A 15,032-nucleotide genomic window follows, 5' to 3' on the forward strand; every position below is an offset into this window, starting at 1 on the left:
CGTTGCTGTACCCCTTTACATAGTACGAAATTTTTGTAACTAATTTCTTTCATTCAAGCGACAAACATTATACCGATAACAATAAGTAAGACCCAAGAACTTATTTTACCAATATACGAAAAAAGTAGCAATCTTTTGTCCCATATAAAGAAGCCCATTAGGAGAAATGAACGAGAGATTCATTCTATTCAATTCCTGCATTGATTAATAAAAAAACAAGCCACCCAACTATTGGATGGCTCTATACTATAAAGAGAATTTGTTATTGGATTACTTCAATTTCCCTTCAAAAACAATCTTCCTACCGCACGGTTCAACTACTGTTTTGCCGTCTTTTTTTACTTCATGAAAGATTGGCTCTTCCATACGACGAGACGGAGCGTAGCCTTCTTGTTCCATACGTGCTAAGCAGTCTGTAATTGTTTCATTTTCAAGTACTTCAAATTTCTTTTTATTAGGTTGTTTTGTCATGCCCTAACCTACTTTCTATTTTTCTTGATGCAAATTGATTTTTCATGTAGACCATATATAACATTGCGAGAATTCCCATTATAATCATAACCGCAATAAAAAAGCTTGTATACTGTATTTTTTCTATAAATACGCCGCCTAATACAGGTCCCATAATACTTCCTAAACTAAAAGCGATTCCGGATAATATATTACCTGCCGGTAGTAAATGTCTCGGTAATAAATCAGTCATAAATCCAAGCCCTAAAGAGAAGCACGATCCAATAACCATACCCGCTAAAAGCATGCAGGCAAAGACGATCCAGTAATATTGATCAAATACGGCGGCAAGTAGAAAAATGCCCGTACTTATGCTAAACGTCCACGTTAATATACGGTCCCTTCCGTATTTATCACTCAATATACCGAGCGGAATTTGTGTAATAATACCCCCAACTGCAAATGCTGGTAATAAGAAGGATACATCTGAAACAGACCACCCTTTACGAAGTGCGTATACTGGTAAGTTACTGTTTAACATTGCTTCAAGTACGCCATATGCAAGTGGTCCTAGCAGTGCAATCCATCCTAATCCAACAACTTGTTTATAACGAGAAAATGATGATTCACTCTTCACTTCTCTTTCATCTTGCGCTGGGAATGCATTTTTTGTTGGAAGTAGTAAAAGCCAACCTATTAAACAAAGTAAAGTAGATATAATAAATGGCGTTGCAAGACCGTACTGCACAGTGCTTGCTAAATACGGGCCAACGGCAAAACCAATTCCGAAGAATACACCGTATATCGATACTTGTCTCCCTATTTTACTTGGGTCTGATGTTGTCGTGATCCACGTTTGTGTTCCGACATGAAGCATATGATCTCCGACTCCAACTAGAAATCTAAGGATAAACCATACCCAAAACGAAAATGTTTGTGTAAAAAAGAATAATGAAATAATAACGAGAAACCCACCTATAACAATAATCGGCTTCATTCCAAACCTTTGCATCGGTTTTTCAAGAAACGGCGAAATGACTAATATCCCAATGTACAATGCCGTCGCATGAATACCATTAATACTTGAACTAACCCCTTCTTGTTCAAAAATCATTGCAATGGCCGGTAAGAGCATTCCTTGTGATAAACCCGAGATTGCTACAATCCCAACCATAATCCAAAAAGTAAAACGCATTGACATCCCTTTCCCTCTCCTTCTCACGCTTCCACTTTTCATTATAAACTGTTTCTGCAAATGCGTGTACGAATATTCGCAATAAAAAACAAGCTAAAAGAATGAATCTTTTAGCTTGTTACCTTATCCTTCCCAAACTTGTGCTTTCACATTGTTATGAAATTGCTTAAAGTATGGATGTTTATAAAAAGCAGTTTCATATAAGTATTGCTGTGCGTTAGCGATTGGTGGCTGCGGATATTGCATTTGTAAAGGAACTACAGCTGGCGAAACTTGCATATACAGCGGTTTTATCATCATTTTTGTATATGCGTAATGATTATATGGCGAATAAGCGATGAAAAATGGTTGATGCATTGATAATCTCCCCTTTAACATACAAATGTTATAGTATATGCAATACTGTTCATTTCGGGGATTATTTCTGTTCTAACCAATTCTCTACATGTTTTATAAATACATCTAAACAATCAATAAACGGCGAGTGTCCGCAATCTTCTAATACCTTCAACTCTGCATTTTGCAAATGTTTCGCTAATTCCTCACCGACTACTTGCGGAACGACATAATCTCTATCGCCTTGTATGACGAGTGTTGGCGCTTTAATACGATGAATTTGCTTACTTCCCTCTACAACCCCATTATATTCATCTGAAATATTAAATGTAATGAGCGCATAATTCACATCTACGAAATTACGTTGCGTTAACATATCATCTAAATACTTTTCATAACGGTCCGGTTCAGGTTGGTTATGCGTATATATTAATAGATTCCATACTGTACGGTAATATAGTTTGTTCATATTTTTTATCGCGTCTAATACTGGAGCGATTTGTACTGGATCTTGTGCAATTTCTTCTTTCGTCTTTACTAAACTTGATACAATCGGCTGCCCATTCGTATCTTTTTTAAAGATTGGGTAACCTTTCATTCCTACTGATTCTACTAAAATTAACTTTTCTACAAAAGTTGGGTGGTTCGCTGTAAATTGCATCGCAACGCCACCGCCCATTGACCAGCCCATTAATGAGAATTTCTCTAGCTTTAACTCGTCGATAAATAATTTTACATCTTCTGCAAAGTCTTGTAATGAATCTATCGATTGATTATACGTTGATTGTCCAAACCCTCTTAAATCAAGAGCGTAAATATGGTATTGATCTTGCAACTTTTCAATAACTAAATCCCAATGTTGTGACGATGTCATGTTCCCGTGAATGAGTACAAGAATATCTGTATTTCGCCTTCCAACTTCCTGATATGCAATCGTTTCTCCGTTCGATAGTGAAACAAACTCCATTGTTGCAGGCTTAATCATCACAAGTTCCCCCATTCTATTTAATAGAAAGAAAATTCTTTACTTAATTAAAGAATAGCACGTAGAATGTACGTTCGCAACATAAAACCTATAAGAATTTTTTACATAAATCAACATGTCTATTACTAGACAATTATTATAAAAAAGTATATAGTTAGCTAGGTAACTAATTTGAAAGGATCAAAATACATGGACGAAAAACAACATTTTTTTCACATCGTCAGCCAGACTTCTCGAAAGTTTACGAAGAAATTTAATGAACGTGTATCTCCAACAGGGTTATTTAGTGCGCAATGGGCTGTTATTTTCCGCATTAATCAAACTGGTTCTTGTACGCAAACAGAATTGTGCCAGTATTTAAATGTTGAATCACCAACGATGACTCGTACGTTAACACGTATGGAAACGATGGGATGGATTATTCGTACAGAAGGTAAAGATCGCCGTGAGAAGCTCATTTCTTTATCCGAAACAGCGATAAAGATGATTCCAATATGGCAAGAAGAAGTTGATACTTTCGAAGAAAAAACGCTAGAAGGTATTAATGAAGATGATTTACATCAAGCATTTCAAGTGTTACAACAAATTATTAAAAATTTAGATTAAATTGGAGGGATGACGATGCAAAGTGAGAAACTTTGGACGAAGGATTTCCTCGGAACTTGTTTTAGTAGTCTATTTCTCTTCTTAACATTTTACATGCTTATGACTACTCTACCTGTCTATGTAATAGACGGCCTAAAAGGAAAACCTGAGGAAATTGGTTTAGTTGCAACTGTGTTTCTTATTTCTTCTGTTTTATGTAGACCATTCACAGGAAAATGGCTCGATGATTTAGGAAGAAAGAAAATATTATTTATTTCACTTTCATTATTTTTAGCCGCTACTGTTATGTATTTCGGTGCGCAAAGTTTATTCTTATTACTTGCCCTTCGCTTCTTACACGGTATTGGGTTCGGGATGGCAACGACAGCTACTGGTACGATCGTAACTGATGTTGCGCCAGCTCATCGACGAGGCGAAGCACTTGCATATTTCGGCGTATTTATGAGTCTGCCGATGGTAATTGGTCCTTTTTTAGGTTTAACAATTATTTCTCATTTTTCGTTTACTGTGTTATTTATCGTTTGTTCCGTATTTTCATTACTTGCATTTTTATTAGGACTACTTGTAGATATTCCACACGAAGCACCTGTTAGCAAACAAAAACGTGAAAAAATGAAATGGAAAGACTTAATCGAACCATCTTCTATTCCAATTGCACTTACAGGATTTGTTTTAGCCTTTTCTTATAGTGGTATTTTATCCTTTATTCCTATTTATGCGAAAGAACTCGGTTTAAGTGAAATTGCAAGTTACTTCTTTATTTTATACGCACTTGTTGTTGTCATTTCTCGTCCATTTACAGGAAAGATTTTTGATCGCTTCGGTGAAAATGTACTCGTTTACCCTGCTATCATTATTTTCACAATCGGAATGTTCATATTAAGCCAAGCACAAACTTCATTTTGGTTCCTTGGCGCAGGTATGCTAATCGGTTTAGGTTACGGAACATTAATTCCGAGTTTCCAAACGATTGCGATTTCTGCCGCTCCAAACCATAGACGTGGTTCTGCGACAGCTACGTATTTCTCATTCTTTGATAGTGGTATTGGCTTTGGTTCTTTCATTTTAGGTATTGTCGCAGCGAAATCCAGTTATCATAATATGTATTTTATCGCAGCTATTATCGTTGCGTTCACTTTACTTTTATATTATGGATTACACGGACGAAAACAAAAATTCAAGAAACAACCTACAGACGGAAAAATTTCCGCTTAACGTTAATAAGGAAAGTAAACTTCCCCGTTTACTTTCCTTATTTTGTATTTCTTTCAAGACGAGCGTATACTTATAGTAGAAATAAAAAGGAGGGCCATATATGAAACTAAAAAAATCTCCCCTACTCTTACTTATACTAACATTCATATTTGTAATTACAGGGCTTGGGTTTACTTACTTCAAACAAAATAAAACGACCCCATCAAAACATAATGTGACAAAAGAAAACTGGTTAAATGACCCTTACTTACGTTGGTCATATACCCATATGAAAGAATTCACTTTAGTTAATAACGTAAAAAACAATCCTGACCAAATTGCTCACTTCCCTTCCGCATTGCAAAACTTAGACGATTTTGCTGTGGAGCGTAGATTCGGAAATACAACTCCTCTAAAAAAACTTTTAGACGATAACAAAACAGATGCTTTTGTCGTTGTACATAATGGACAACTTGTTTACGAACGATATTTCAATGGGTATAAACAGAATGAACCTCATGGTATGGCATCATTAGCAAAAGTCTTTACCGGGGCAATTATACAATCTCTCGCTGAAGAAAAACGTATTGACTTAGAAAAAACAGCTGACACTTACATAAAAGAATTAAAAAACACACCGTTCGGTAATGCCACACTTCAGCAATTAATGGACATGCAAGTGTCAGCAGAATACCCGACCCACGGATATGAGCAGCCTGGGCTAGAAAATCAAGATGCACAATTATATTTAGCTAGCAATATTTTACCCCGCGGCAAAAACTACGACGGTCCGATGAAAATTTATGATATGTTACGAGAAGCCGAAGAAACTGCACCGCCTGGTTCTTCCTTTTCTTACAATAACGGATCAACAGAAACGCTCGCTTGGATTATTAAAACTATTACTGGTAAATCACTAGCTGAAAATGTAAGTGAACGAATTTGGTCTCAAATTGGTATGGAAGAAAACGCGTATTACGTTACAGATGAAACAAAAGTAGAACAAGCTAGTGCTGGATTAAATGCAACTGCTAGAGATATGGCGAGATTTGGGCAATTACTATTAAACAACGGGGAATATAATGGAAAACAAATTCTCCCTTCTTCTATTACTGAAGATATAAAAAATGTCCAAGAAGGTGAACTTGCAATTGGCCCTGGAGCTTCCATTTCTTATCATAATCAATGGTGGATTCCGCACAATGAACAAGGTGCTTGTGAAGTGTTAGGTAGTTACGGACAAACACTTTACATCGATCCGAAAGCAAATATGGTAATCGCCCACTTCTCTTCTAACGCAACGCCAAGTAATGAAATACATTCGGTTTACTCAAATATGTATGTTGATATTGCACATTATTTAGAAAAGCTTCCACAGTAGTGGAAGCTTTTTCTTGTTGGGATATTTTATTTATACTCCTACATATTAGAAGATACTGAAAGAATAACTGCTTAAAACACGCCTATCAAAATTTATATAAGCAGTTTACATGTTTAATTAAGTGTTTAACTAATACATCCACACCTTTTGGAGAATTCGTTAAAACACTTCCCTTACAAAGATTGTCTGTTCATATTGGTCGAAAATTTCTTCTATAGATGAAAATAAAGTTTCTTCCGGGATGATGAACTTTATTTTTTGACCATTTTTTAACATAAAGGAAATTGTTCCATTATCATTAAAACCTGTATGAAACGTTCCTCGTTTATTTAATACTACCTCTTCAATTGTATTTATTTCAATTGAAAAGTTATTCTTTAATTGCAAGAGTTCATGTACATCGCCAGTATGTATTTTTGTATCTATTTCAGTTTCTAAGTTTAATTGTTTTTTCTCAATTTTTTTGAACCAGAGCAAAAACAATAGCTCTGAAATACCAGGTAATTGTTTTTTATAAGCATGTCGACTATGAAACTGTCCGCCAATCTTTATAAAATATATACAGTCACCTGTAATAAAAACTTTATAATACATATCTGCCGTAAACATTTTAGGCTTTAAAAGATAAAAACTTTTGATCATAATTCCCCCATCAATTTTAAATGTATTTGTATAAACATTTTTAGCTAGATTTGTGCTAAAACATATTTCTCATGTAATGCAACACTATTGTATTGAATCTCCTCTCCCTTTGCAACAGTTGCTTTAAAGCCAGCTAGTAACCTTTCTCTATACTATCCCTATAAGTGCTACCCCATTTCCAACCGTTTTCTTCTAGTATATTAAAAGCAGAATCTGATACAAGGCTCTATATCAACCTATCAATAAATTACCACCCTATAAATATCTGAATTTTCTTTATATTGGAGGTTATCTCCTAAACAACCTCGAATAATTGTAATACATATACATAAGGAGGGTGATCTATTTTGTTTCGTTCCTTTACAAATGGTTGCGTCGCCTTAGTGCAACGCTTCTTGCCAGAACCGTTTATTTTATCATGTTTACTAACTGTTTTTGTTATCTTCTTTGGTATGTTTGCGACTCACCAAACCCCTGTAGAAATGATTAATCACTGGGGTAATGGAATTTGGGGACTCCTCGCCTTTTCTATGCAAATGGCACTTGTACTCGTGACTGGATCTGCTTTAGCAAATGCTCCTCTTATTAAAAAGGGATTAACGAAAGCTGCCAGACTACCAAAAACGAATGGACAAGGCATTATTGCCATTTCAATTGTAAGTTTACTTGGTGCATACATAAACTGGGGCTTTGGAATTGTTGTATCTGTTTTATACGCAAAAGAAGTGGCAAGGCAGCTGGACGGATTAGATTATAGACTAGCAATTGCCTCTTCTTACTCTGGATTTCTCATTTGGCATGCGGGTCTTTCTGCCTCTATCCCTCTTACGTTAGCAACAGGCGGTGAAACGTTAATTAAAACGACTGCTGGAAGTATTAAAGAGGCGATTCCAATAACAGAAACGTTATTCTCACCATACGCTCTCGTTCCAGTTATTATTTTTCTCATTACGATGCCTCTCATTAATAAGGCGATGCATCCAGATGAAAAACATACGATCACTGTAGATCCTAGCGTGTTCCATGAAGAAGCCGCTGCTCAAGAAGTAGAAAAAAATACATTCGCTGAAAAGATGGAAAATAGCATTATTATTACACTTTGCGTTGGATTGTTAGGTCTCATTTATATTTTCAATTACTTTTATACGAAAGGTTTTAACCTTACTCTCGATATCGTGATTTTCATGTTATTAATTGCAGGTCTTATTTTCCACAGTACTCCGATTCAGTATATTCGCGCTTTTTCAGACTCTACGAAAAGTGCTTCTGGCATTTTACTTCAATTTCCGTTTTACGCAGGAATTATGGGCATGATGATTGGAGCAAATAGTGAAGGACTTTCACTTGGAGGAGCTATTTCTAATTTCTTTATTAGCATTTCAAATGAAACGACTTTTCCGCTCTTTACATTTTTAAGTGCTGGCATTGTTAACATTTTCGTTCCATCTGGCGGCGGTCAATGGGCTGTGCAAGCACCAATTATGATTCCAGCTGGCGCTGAACTTGGTGTACCTGCTGCAAAAACAGCAATGGCAATTGCATGGGGCGATGCTTGGACGAATTTAATTCAACCTTTCTGGGCATTACCAGCATTAGCGATAGCTGGTTTAGGTGCTCGTGACATTATGGGATTTTGTGTTGTGAACTTACTATATGCGGGTTTTATCATTAGTCTATGCTTCTTATTTATTTAAACGAAAAGCTAGTTTTATACTAGCTTTTTTACATAATAAATCACTTATTTCCCATGCAATTTATAATCTTCTCCCACTCTATCTCCGTAAGATGTAATGACTCAAATGCAAAAAAATCTTCGCAAATTTTTCCGATCAAGTGTGGATGTTCACTCAAAAAATTCCACTGTAACGCTTTAGGAAGAAAATATGTTTCATATTCTTTACTTCCCCGTACTACCTCATCAACTTCTCTTTCACAAATTCCTCTTATCAAGTAGTCATTTCTTAACTCTATTTGAATTTGCTGAAATGTTTTACTACATTTTTTCAATTGAAGTAAACACGTAACATACTTCCGAAAAAGTTCGCCGTCATACTGAATACAGTTTATAATACGGTCGACTTCATTCATAATGTACGAGCCTTTTCTTCTATTTGTAATAACCATTTTTCACGCTTTGATACTTTACTCGTTTTCACAGATTGAAACACTGAACGTTTTATATCGCGAATGCCACAAAAACGTAAAACACCTCTCTTCATCATAATCCAATCTGCTGATCGATATAATAGTGCGACGTACCATAGGGGCGAGTCTAACTTATTAATAACCCATGCTTTTTTCCCTTGCAATAATCCTTTCGGCAGAGCCCCTTCATATTTATAAGCAAATCCAGCTACGAAAATACGATCGATAAATCCTTTTAAAATTGCTGGCATCCCCCACCACCATATTGGATAGATGAATAAAAGTGTATCTACTTCTTCTACTAACGTTCTGTACCGAGCTGTTTCTTCTTCATTTACTAAATCACGTCTTTTCTTCTCTTCATTAAATACGAGGACTGGATCAAATTGTTCTTTGTATAAATCAAGCAGCGTAACTGAATGATTTGTTTCCGGTAGTCCTTTTTGCACATGATTGAAAATCGCCGCGTTAAAACTTGAAGGATTAGGATGAGCGTATACAATTAGTACGTTCACTACATAACAACTCCCTCTATACATTAAAGTTTCTCCTTCTTTAACATCTTCTCTACAATTTGCACGTTTTTCGAACTTTGCAATAATCGATTCAATAATATAAGTAATTCTTCTTTTTCTAAATCTTTCAGTTTCTCTTTAACTGCACTCTCACCAGCACCTTGAATATCATAAACAACTGCCGCCATATGCTTACAAAGATTCTCATATGGACATTCGCAGCTACTTTCTGAAAAATCTTCGAGATCGATAACTACTTCATAATTTCCTGCATTTCCAGTAACGAAAGCAAACACTTTTTTATCATGTATTTCAACATCTTCTACATGTCCATCTTCATAATATTCATATCCCTTATCTACAATGTACTTTGGGATCCATTTCGTTATATCTTTTAATAAGTAAGCGTACATAATTGTACCCCTTCCTTTAATTCCCTTTTGACTTCAAAAATCCTGTATGTTATTCTAATAACTGTCAAATAGCAAGTCTATATGACAAAACGACTGACACCTATTCGGCGAAGGTGTCTCTTTTCATTTGCAGCCGATATGAATTGCCTCTTTCAGGCACATTCAATTTTTGACACTACACACTCAACACCATTCCCTGTATCAGGCTGCTTTAGCAGTCTTTTACTCTACATACTCCGTTATTTTAAGAAAAAAAGAGAGCTTAGCTCCCTTTTCTCGCCTTATACAATACCCCTTTTTCAGCATAGAGATATTCATCAGCTAATGTAATTTTCCCATCCAGTTTTAGTTCGTCTAATAATCTTGATAAATAAAATTGATGCAACATCTTTTTCGTGAATTTTCCTTCATGATGCGAAACGATATGTTCTTGAATATCTAACAATGATATCGGCTTATCTTGCTCTATCATATATTCATAAACTGTACTACGCAGTTTTACGTATTTTTCGAGTGTCACAGTAATGCGCAACCCCTTTCTTCTTAATATAAATTTTCGTAATCGGTTTTTTTGCAATAAAAAAACCTCTCCGATAAGAAGAAGTTACGTATATATCTTCGTCTTATCTCCCAGAACAAATATGTTCTGCTGGAATTAGCACCTGCATCGCGGTTGCTGGGTTTCATCGGGCCAGTCCCTCCACCTCTCTGGATAAGAAAATATTCACTTAATTCTTACTATACGTAATTCCACTTTAATTGTCAAATAAATATAACAAATTATATTTTCTTCCTTACTGTTCATACTACCCATATACGAACACGCAAGGAGGATTATGAAATGCATCAAAATGCTCGCGGATATGTACAAGATTCTTTTCAATCATTACAAGAAGCTAAAAATTGTTTAGAAGAAGCGCTCGAAACAGTTGAAAAAGATTTTAATCGCGCTCGTATTGAACAATCACTTTATGCTGTTGAACAAGCTATTCAACGTTGCGAGTACACCGTTCACATTTTAGAAAAAGATTAAAAACTTCCCATCAATTGATGGGAAGTTTTTTCAAATGGCATACTTCATAATTATTGCCGTTATAATTAAAAAATATACAGAATTAGCAATTTCTAAAATTCCTACTTTTATAATAGAAATATTTTTGCCATACAACACAATTGCTCGAATGACACTTGGTATAAAAATAAGAGAACACCACGGATTAATCACAAATATGATTATCGTTAATACGATATGATATCCCCAAGATATAAGACGATACTTCGGGTTATTTTTTTCACGAATCATCGTTTTCACATAGAACGTACTACCTAAAAAGTATAAAAATGAAATAAGTGCAATGAATATAGCTGTATGATCGATTTGCTTCATTGAAAAGTAATAACTAATTAACCCACCGATACAAAACACAATAATCGCACAAATATCATTTAATAGTGCTCTTTCATTTTTTTGACGAGCGTAATACATATTCACTATAAATAATGGAATCATTACTATTACGAATAAAAGAATTCGCCACTCATATAATAAAGAAATCATCCCAAATAGGAACGCAATACTGAAATAAACAATGGCAACTTGTAAAAACTCTTTTTTTCGTCTTTGCTTTATGTACGTAAGAAATGGATACGTGGCTAAATAGATAAAGAACCACGCTAAAAACAATGGAATATGATAAATAGTAGGTTTTCCAAGTATGACACTTAATAAAAAAGGAATAACAAGCATAGCCCATGCACCATGTTGCTTCGGAATAACTAACTTCATTAACTATACACCTCCCTTTTGAAAGAAGTTCTCACCTACAATTATACAAATAATTTTATATAATAACGGATGTATATTAAATCGATTTTTTGACAAAAAAATGCTCCTTACAATATGTAAGAAGCATGAAAGAGGCAAACGAATATGTAAGTCGCGACCCTACCTTATATGAGTATGCTTTTCTATGTCACGTTATGCTCATCTAATATACCGTATTTCTTTTTAAATCTTGTAAGAATCGTAATCCATGAAGTACTAAATAGTAATAAGAAAATAACATTCGAAATCGCATGGCTCAAATCAAAGTAAAAACTTGCAATATAATACGAAATGACAGTTTCCCACGTTGCTTCTCGTATAAAACCGAGAAGGCCCCAGAAATTCATAATCCAGCCAAATAAAAAGCCAACAATTACTCCGTAAAGAAGTCTTCCCCATAGCTTTTTCATAAAAAATGTATTACGAAGTAAACCTGCTATAAAACCAATCATACCCCAAGAAAACATTTGCCACGGTGTCCATGGACCTTGTCCTAAAAAAATATTAGATACAATTGCTGCTGTAGCACCAATCATAAAACCAGTTTCACTACCAAATACAATTGCAGAAACGATAATGACAAAAGAAGTTGGTTGTACACTTGGTAAAATAGAAAATGGCACCCGGCTTACTGCTGCAATTGCCGCTAATACAGCAACGAGAACAATTTCACGTGAAACAAACGCCTTTCTTTCAAAACGGATATAGAAAGGTAACATAATAACCGCTAATATAAACAAACTACTTAACATGTAATAACCGTCCATGACAAGTGTCGTAAGAAGTAATGTGCCGATTATTACTGCAAAGATACATATTATGAATGCAACATATCGTTTGGACACGCTTCGTACACATCCTCCCACGTTAATGCATATGGCAATTCTTTTCGAATGAATCGATTAATAGATGTTGTATAAAAGAAGTTCCCGCTAAAAAATTCTTTCGGTGCATCATTCATAATGACTGTTCCATCAAATAACATCATACATTGATCAACGTATTTCGCTGCAAACTCAATATCATGCGTTGCCATTACAATTGTTGTACCTTCTTTTTGTAGCTTCCTAAATAGCTCTCCTACTCTTTCTTTCTTCCATGGATCTAATCCCTTTGTCGGTTCATCAAGTAATAATAAAGTCGGCTTTGATAATAACGTTGTACATAATGCAAGAAGTTGTTGCTCTCCCCCGCTACAATCATGCGGATGGCGTTCTTTAAGCGAGTACAACCAAAACTGTTTTAGCGTATCTTCTGCTATTTCTTTTCCTTGTTCTCCATATAATTCACGCGCACGTTCATAAACCTCGTCCCATACTGTATCAAATGTAAAATGGTAATACGGATGCTGCGATACATACCCAATACTTTTAAAACGTTCTTTCGAATCAATTTTATGTATTACTTTTCCGTTCCACTTTACTTTCCCTCTTCTCGCTTTTTGTAATCCTGCTAAAATCGTTAACAGTGTAGACTTACCTGTACCATTCTTCCCAACGAGTGCTACCCATTTTCCTTTTTCAATCGAAACTGATAAATCACGTAAAATAAGCGGACTATTTTTTTCATATTGGAACGAAATATGCTCTGCGCTTAAAATTACCTCTTGCTTTTCACTTTGTGCTATTGGCTCATTTACATATGATATCGCTGCAAAATCATTCATTTTCATTTGCGCCTCTCGCACTGTAAACGGAATATCTCTCACATTCCACTCTAAAAATAGCCTTGGAATTTGCGGAATAAATGGACGGAATGATTCTACTCCCCACATATCCGTAATAACAATTTTAGGACTACCATCATACATAATACGGCCATTATCCATACAAACAACGCGTGTTGCAAGCGGGATAACTTCATCTAAACGATGTTCACTTAAAATAATCGTAATTCCAAGTTCTTCATTAATCCGTTTTAATAATCCTAAAAACTCTTTTGCAGCGATTGGATCTAACTGCGCTGTCGGTTCATCTAATAATAGCAATTTCGGCTGCATAACTAATACCGCAGCTAAATTAACAAGTTGCTTTTGCCCACCAGATAACGTGTGAACAGATTGATGCAATAAATCTTGAAATCCTAAAAAGCTAATAAGCTCTGCTATTCTTTTTTGAATAATATGTGATGGTAATCCGATATTTTCTAAAGAAAATGCTAATTCTTGAATCACTGTATCCATAACGATCTGATTTTCTGGGTTTTGAAATACCATCCCAATTTCTTGGGCAGATAACAAATCAGCTACTTCCTCTATTAAAACACCCTCATAAAATATCTCTCCAGAACGCGTACCAATTGGAAGTAACTCCTTTTTAAAATGTTTTAATAAAGTCGTCTTCCCAGATCCCGATCCTCCAGCAAGTGCAATAAACTCACCTTTTTGAACAGAAAGAGAAATATGCTGTAACGCGTATTCGTTTTCATCAGCATATACAAATGATAAATTGTTTATTTCTGCATGCGCCACCATATCCATTCCCTTCCTTCCATCATAATTGGTAAACTAATAAACAGTGTAAATAATACAAACATCATTCCATCGTATTGCTGGAATAAAATAGATTCGACTTTCGGATAAATAATCAATTTCCCTCCGCCATAATTACTACATACAATAGCAGCTATAAATAGAATGATTAAATAATTGAGCGTATACCAATCGCGCCTTTCCATTCTATAGCGAATATACGTCGTACGCTTCGTTACACCAAATCCACGAGCTTGCATAGAATCTGCCGTTTGCAGTGCATCTTCTAATGAACAAATTAATAATACTTGCAGTAATTGCATACCATTTTTGACGCGTTCTATTATCGAACCTGAATCTACCTGCACACCTTTCGTCTTTTGAACGAGTGTGATTTTCTTTAATCGCCTCATAAACAAAGGAACAAATCTCACTGTAATCATCGTTAACAATGCAACTTTCGGTGAAATTCTTGAAAACAAATATAAAAATTTATGACTGGAAATAATATCATTGTATGACGCAAACGTAAACATAACTGCAACTAGTAATAACCCCATTACTATTCCAAACATAATCGCCTCAAGCTTAATACGGCTATCACCTAACCAAAATAACGTAGTTCGACCTCTATGCGTTAATAACGAATTAAATAAAATTACCATAAAGAAGAAAACAATTGTGCTCGGTAGCATCTTTCTTATCTTTTCGCTATTTCCTTGCATCACATTTAACATAATAATTAATACTATTGCTCCAATTAAAAAAAGAGGATGAAGACACATCGTACATAGTATCATCACCCCGATATAATAGAAAAAATTCACAAAAGGATGTAAAGAAGAAAAACTTATTTTCATAGCCCTTTACCGAAT

At 35.1% G+C, this 15,032-nt stretch carries 18 protein-coding genes and 1 riboswitch; of the genes, 5 read left to right on the forward strand and 13 right to left on the reverse strand.

Annotation, left to right across the window (positions count from 1 at the left end; genetic code table 11):
• Positions 1–270: 270 nt before the first annotated feature.
• The 4 genes from HFD78_RS13260 to phaZ form a co-directional block, all read right to left on the reverse strand.
• Entirely contained in the window at positions 271–471 is a 201-nt protein-coding gene (locus tag HFD78_RS13260; protein WP_000166303.1) for an NETI motif-containing protein, read from the reverse strand.
• On the reverse strand, positions 455–1,651 hold the full coding sequence (locus HFD78_RS13265; RefSeq protein WP_000062802.1) for an MFS transporter: 1,197 nt from the start codon (positions 1,649–1,651) through the stop codon (positions 455–457). Before HFD78_RS13265 ends, HFD78_RS13260 begins: the two co-directional genes overlap by 17 nt.
• Before the next feature lie 117 nt (positions 1,652–1,768).
• The gene (locus HFD78_RS13270) at positions 1,769–2,002 is read right to left on the reverse strand and encodes a hypothetical protein (protein ID WP_000554159.1); all 234 of its coding nucleotides are present in this window, start codon (positions 2,000–2,002) and stop codon (positions 1,769–1,771) included.
• Positions 2,003–2,063: 61 nt separating this feature from the next.
• A complete protein-coding gene (phaZ, locus tag HFD78_RS13275; protein WP_000594883.1) occupies positions 2,064–2,966 on the reverse strand; it encodes an intracellular short-chain-length polyhydroxyalkanoate depolymerase in 903 nt (300 codons plus the stop codon).
• A 189-nt stretch (positions 2,967–3,155) separates the two neighbouring features.
• On the opposite strand from phaZ, the gene HFD78_RS13280 reads away from it, so the two are divergent.
• The 3 genes from HFD78_RS13280 (at position 3,156) to HFD78_RS13290 (ending at position 6,147) form a co-directional block, all read left to right on the forward strand.
• Positions 3,156–3,572, forward strand: a complete 417-nt coding sequence (locus HFD78_RS13280; RefSeq protein WP_000343675.1) for a MarR family winged helix-turn-helix transcriptional regulator — start codon at positions 3,156–3,158, stop codon at positions 3,570–3,572.
• 15 nt (positions 3,573–3,587) lie between these two features.
• On the forward strand, positions 3,588–4,787 hold the full coding sequence (locus tag HFD78_RS13285; RefSeq protein WP_001190318.1) for an MFS transporter: 1,200 nt from the start codon (positions 3,588–3,590) through the stop codon (positions 4,785–4,787).
• A gap of 100 nt (positions 4,788–4,887) precedes the next feature.
• On the forward strand, positions 4,888–6,147 hold the full coding sequence (locus tag HFD78_RS13290; protein ID WP_000768749.1) for a serine hydrolase domain-containing protein: 1,260 nt from the start codon (positions 4,888–4,890) through the stop codon (positions 6,145–6,147).
• Between the two features lie 159 nt (positions 6,148–6,306).
• On the opposite strand, the gene HFD78_RS13295 is transcribed toward HFD78_RS13290, so the two are convergent.
• The gene (locus HFD78_RS13295; RefSeq protein WP_000597312.1) at positions 6,307–6,789 is read right to left on the reverse strand and encodes a hypothetical protein; all 483 of its coding nucleotides are present in this window, start codon (positions 6,787–6,789) and stop codon (positions 6,307–6,309) included.
• 347 nt (positions 6,790–7,136) lie between these two features.
• Here HFD78_RS13295 and HFD78_RS13300 point away from each other — a divergent pair, with 347 nt between their 5' ends.
• Positions 7,137–8,483, forward strand: a complete 1,347-nt coding sequence (locus HFD78_RS13300; protein WP_000490012.1) for a short-chain fatty acid transporter — start codon at positions 7,137–7,139, stop codon at positions 8,481–8,483.
• Positions 8,484–8,523: 40 nt separating this feature from the next.
• On the opposite strand, the gene HFD78_RS13305 is transcribed toward HFD78_RS13300, so the two are convergent.
• From HFD78_RS13305 to HFD78_RS13320, 4 genes are all read right to left on the reverse strand, one after another.
• Positions 8,524–8,877: a hypothetical protein gene (locus HFD78_RS13305; RefSeq protein ID WP_001006469.1), complete on the reverse strand. Its 354-nt coding sequence runs from the start codon at positions 8,875–8,877 to the stop codon at positions 8,524–8,526.
• The gene (locus HFD78_RS13310) at positions 8,874–9,449 is read right to left on the reverse strand and encodes an NAD(P)H-dependent oxidoreductase (protein ID WP_033667414.1); all 576 of its coding nucleotides are present in this window, start codon (positions 9,447–9,449) and stop codon (positions 8,874–8,876) included. The genes HFD78_RS13305 and HFD78_RS13310 overlap by 4 nt, the downstream gene beginning before the upstream one ends.
• A gap of 23 nt (positions 9,450–9,472) precedes the next feature.
• Positions 9,473–9,862 carry an SWIM zinc finger family protein gene (locus HFD78_RS13315; protein WP_000271521.1) on the reverse strand — a complete coding sequence of 130 codons (390 nt, stop codon included), beginning with the start codon at positions 9,860–9,862 and terminating at the stop codon, positions 9,473–9,475.
• 262 nt (positions 9,863–10,124) lie between these two features.
• Positions 10,125–10,382: a hypothetical protein gene (locus tag HFD78_RS13320; RefSeq protein ID WP_000171476.1), complete on the reverse strand. Its 258-nt coding sequence runs from the start codon at positions 10,380–10,382 to the stop codon at positions 10,125–10,127.
• Positions 10,383–10,482: 100 nt separating this feature from the next.
• A riboswitch (SAM riboswitch) is annotated at positions 10,483–10,581 on the reverse strand.
• Between the two features lie 122 nt (positions 10,582–10,703).
• On the opposite strand from HFD78_RS13320, the gene HFD78_RS13325 reads away from it, so the two are divergent.
• Positions 10,704–10,895: a hypothetical protein gene (locus HFD78_RS13325; protein WP_000554032.1), complete on the forward strand. Its 192-nt coding sequence runs from the start codon at positions 10,704–10,706 to the stop codon at positions 10,893–10,895.
• Between the two features lie 30 nt (positions 10,896–10,925).
• On the opposite strand, the gene HFD78_RS13330 is transcribed toward HFD78_RS13325, so the two are convergent.
• The 4 genes from HFD78_RS13330 to HFD78_RS13345 all read right to left on the reverse strand — a co-directional run bounded on the left by HFD78_RS13330 (position 10,926) and on the right by HFD78_RS13345 (position 15,017).
• Entirely contained in the window at positions 10,926–11,648 is a 723-nt protein-coding gene (locus tag HFD78_RS13330) for a YwiC-like family protein (RefSeq protein ID WP_097863114.1), read from the reverse strand.
• Between the two features lie 182 nt (positions 11,649–11,830).
• Positions 11,831–12,532, reverse strand: a complete 702-nt coding sequence (locus tag HFD78_RS13335; protein WP_000044907.1) for an ECF transporter S component — start codon at positions 12,530–12,532, stop codon at positions 11,831–11,833.
• Positions 12,505–14,166, reverse strand: a complete 1,662-nt coding sequence (locus tag HFD78_RS13340; RefSeq protein ID WP_116291494.1) for an ABC transporter ATP-binding protein — start codon at positions 14,164–14,166, stop codon at positions 12,505–12,507. Before HFD78_RS13340 ends, HFD78_RS13335 begins: the two co-directional genes overlap by 28 nt.
• On the reverse strand, positions 14,139–15,017 hold the full coding sequence (locus HFD78_RS13345; protein WP_033667170.1) for an energy-coupling factor transporter transmembrane component T: 879 nt from the start codon (positions 15,015–15,017) through the stop codon (positions 14,139–14,141). The genes HFD78_RS13340 and HFD78_RS13345 overlap by 28 nt, the downstream gene beginning before the upstream one ends.
• Between the last annotated feature and the right edge of the window lie 15 nt (positions 15,018–15,032).

The sequence above is a fragment of the Bacillus sp. EKM501B genome (genome assembly GCF_011800505.1).
In the GTDB taxonomy this organism is placed as follows: Bacteria; Bacillota; Bacilli; order Bacillales; family Bacillaceae_G; genus Bacillus_A; species Bacillus_A cereus.

Bases quoted from the DNA above. Each gene is read 5' to 3' on its own strand.
- HFD78_RS13315 (WP_000271521.1), bottom strand. From the start codon at position 9,862: ATGTACGCTTACTTATTAAAAGATATAACGAAATGGATCCCAAAGTAC.
- HFD78_RS13305 (WP_001006469.1), bottom strand. From the start codon at position 8,877: ATGAATGAAGTCGACCGTATTATAAACTGTATTCAGTATGACGGCGAA.
- HFD78_RS13265 (WP_000062802.1), bottom strand. From the start codon at position 1,651: ATGTCAATGCGTTTTACTTTTTGGATTATGGTTGGGATTGTAGCAATC.
- HFD78_RS13280 (WP_000343675.1), top strand. From the start codon at position 3,156: ATGGACGAAAAACAACATTTTTTTCACATCGTCAGCCAGACTTCTCGA.
- HFD78_RS13330 (WP_097863114.1), bottom strand. From the start codon at position 11,648: ATGAAGTTAGTTATTCCGAAGCAACATGGTGCATGGGCTATGCTTGTT.
- HFD78_RS13345 (WP_033667170.1), bottom strand. From the start codon at position 15,017: ATGAAAATAAGTTTTTCTTCTTTACATCCTTTTGTGAATTTTTTCTAT.
- HFD78_RS13325 (WP_000554032.1), top strand. From the start codon at position 10,704: ATGCATCAAAATGCTCGCGGATATGTACAAGATTCTTTTCAATCATTA.
- HFD78_RS13285 (WP_001190318.1), top strand. From the start codon at position 3,588: ATGCAAAGTGAGAAACTTTGGACGAAGGATTTCCTCGGAACTTGTTTT.
- HFD78_RS13295 (WP_000597312.1), bottom strand. From the start codon at position 6,789: ATGATCAAAAGTTTTTATCTTTTAAAGCCTAAAATGTTTACGGCAGAT.
- HFD78_RS13260 (WP_000166303.1), bottom strand. From the start codon at position 471: ATGACAAAACAACCTAATAAAAAGAAATTTGAAGTACTTGAAAATGAA.
- HFD78_RS13290 (WP_000768749.1), top strand. From the start codon at position 4,888: ATGAAACTAAAAAAATCTCCCCTACTCTTACTTATACTAACATTCATA.
- phaZ (WP_000594883.1), bottom strand. From the start codon at position 2,966: ATGATTAAGCCTGCAACAATGGAGTTTGTTTCACTATCGAACGGAGAA.
- HFD78_RS13340 (WP_116291494.1), bottom strand. From the start codon at position 14,166: ATGGATATGGTGGCGCATGCAGAAATAAACAATTTATCATTTGTATAT.
- HFD78_RS13270 (WP_000554159.1), bottom strand. From the start codon at position 2,002: ATGCATCAACCATTTTTCATCGCTTATTCGCCATATAATCATTACGCA.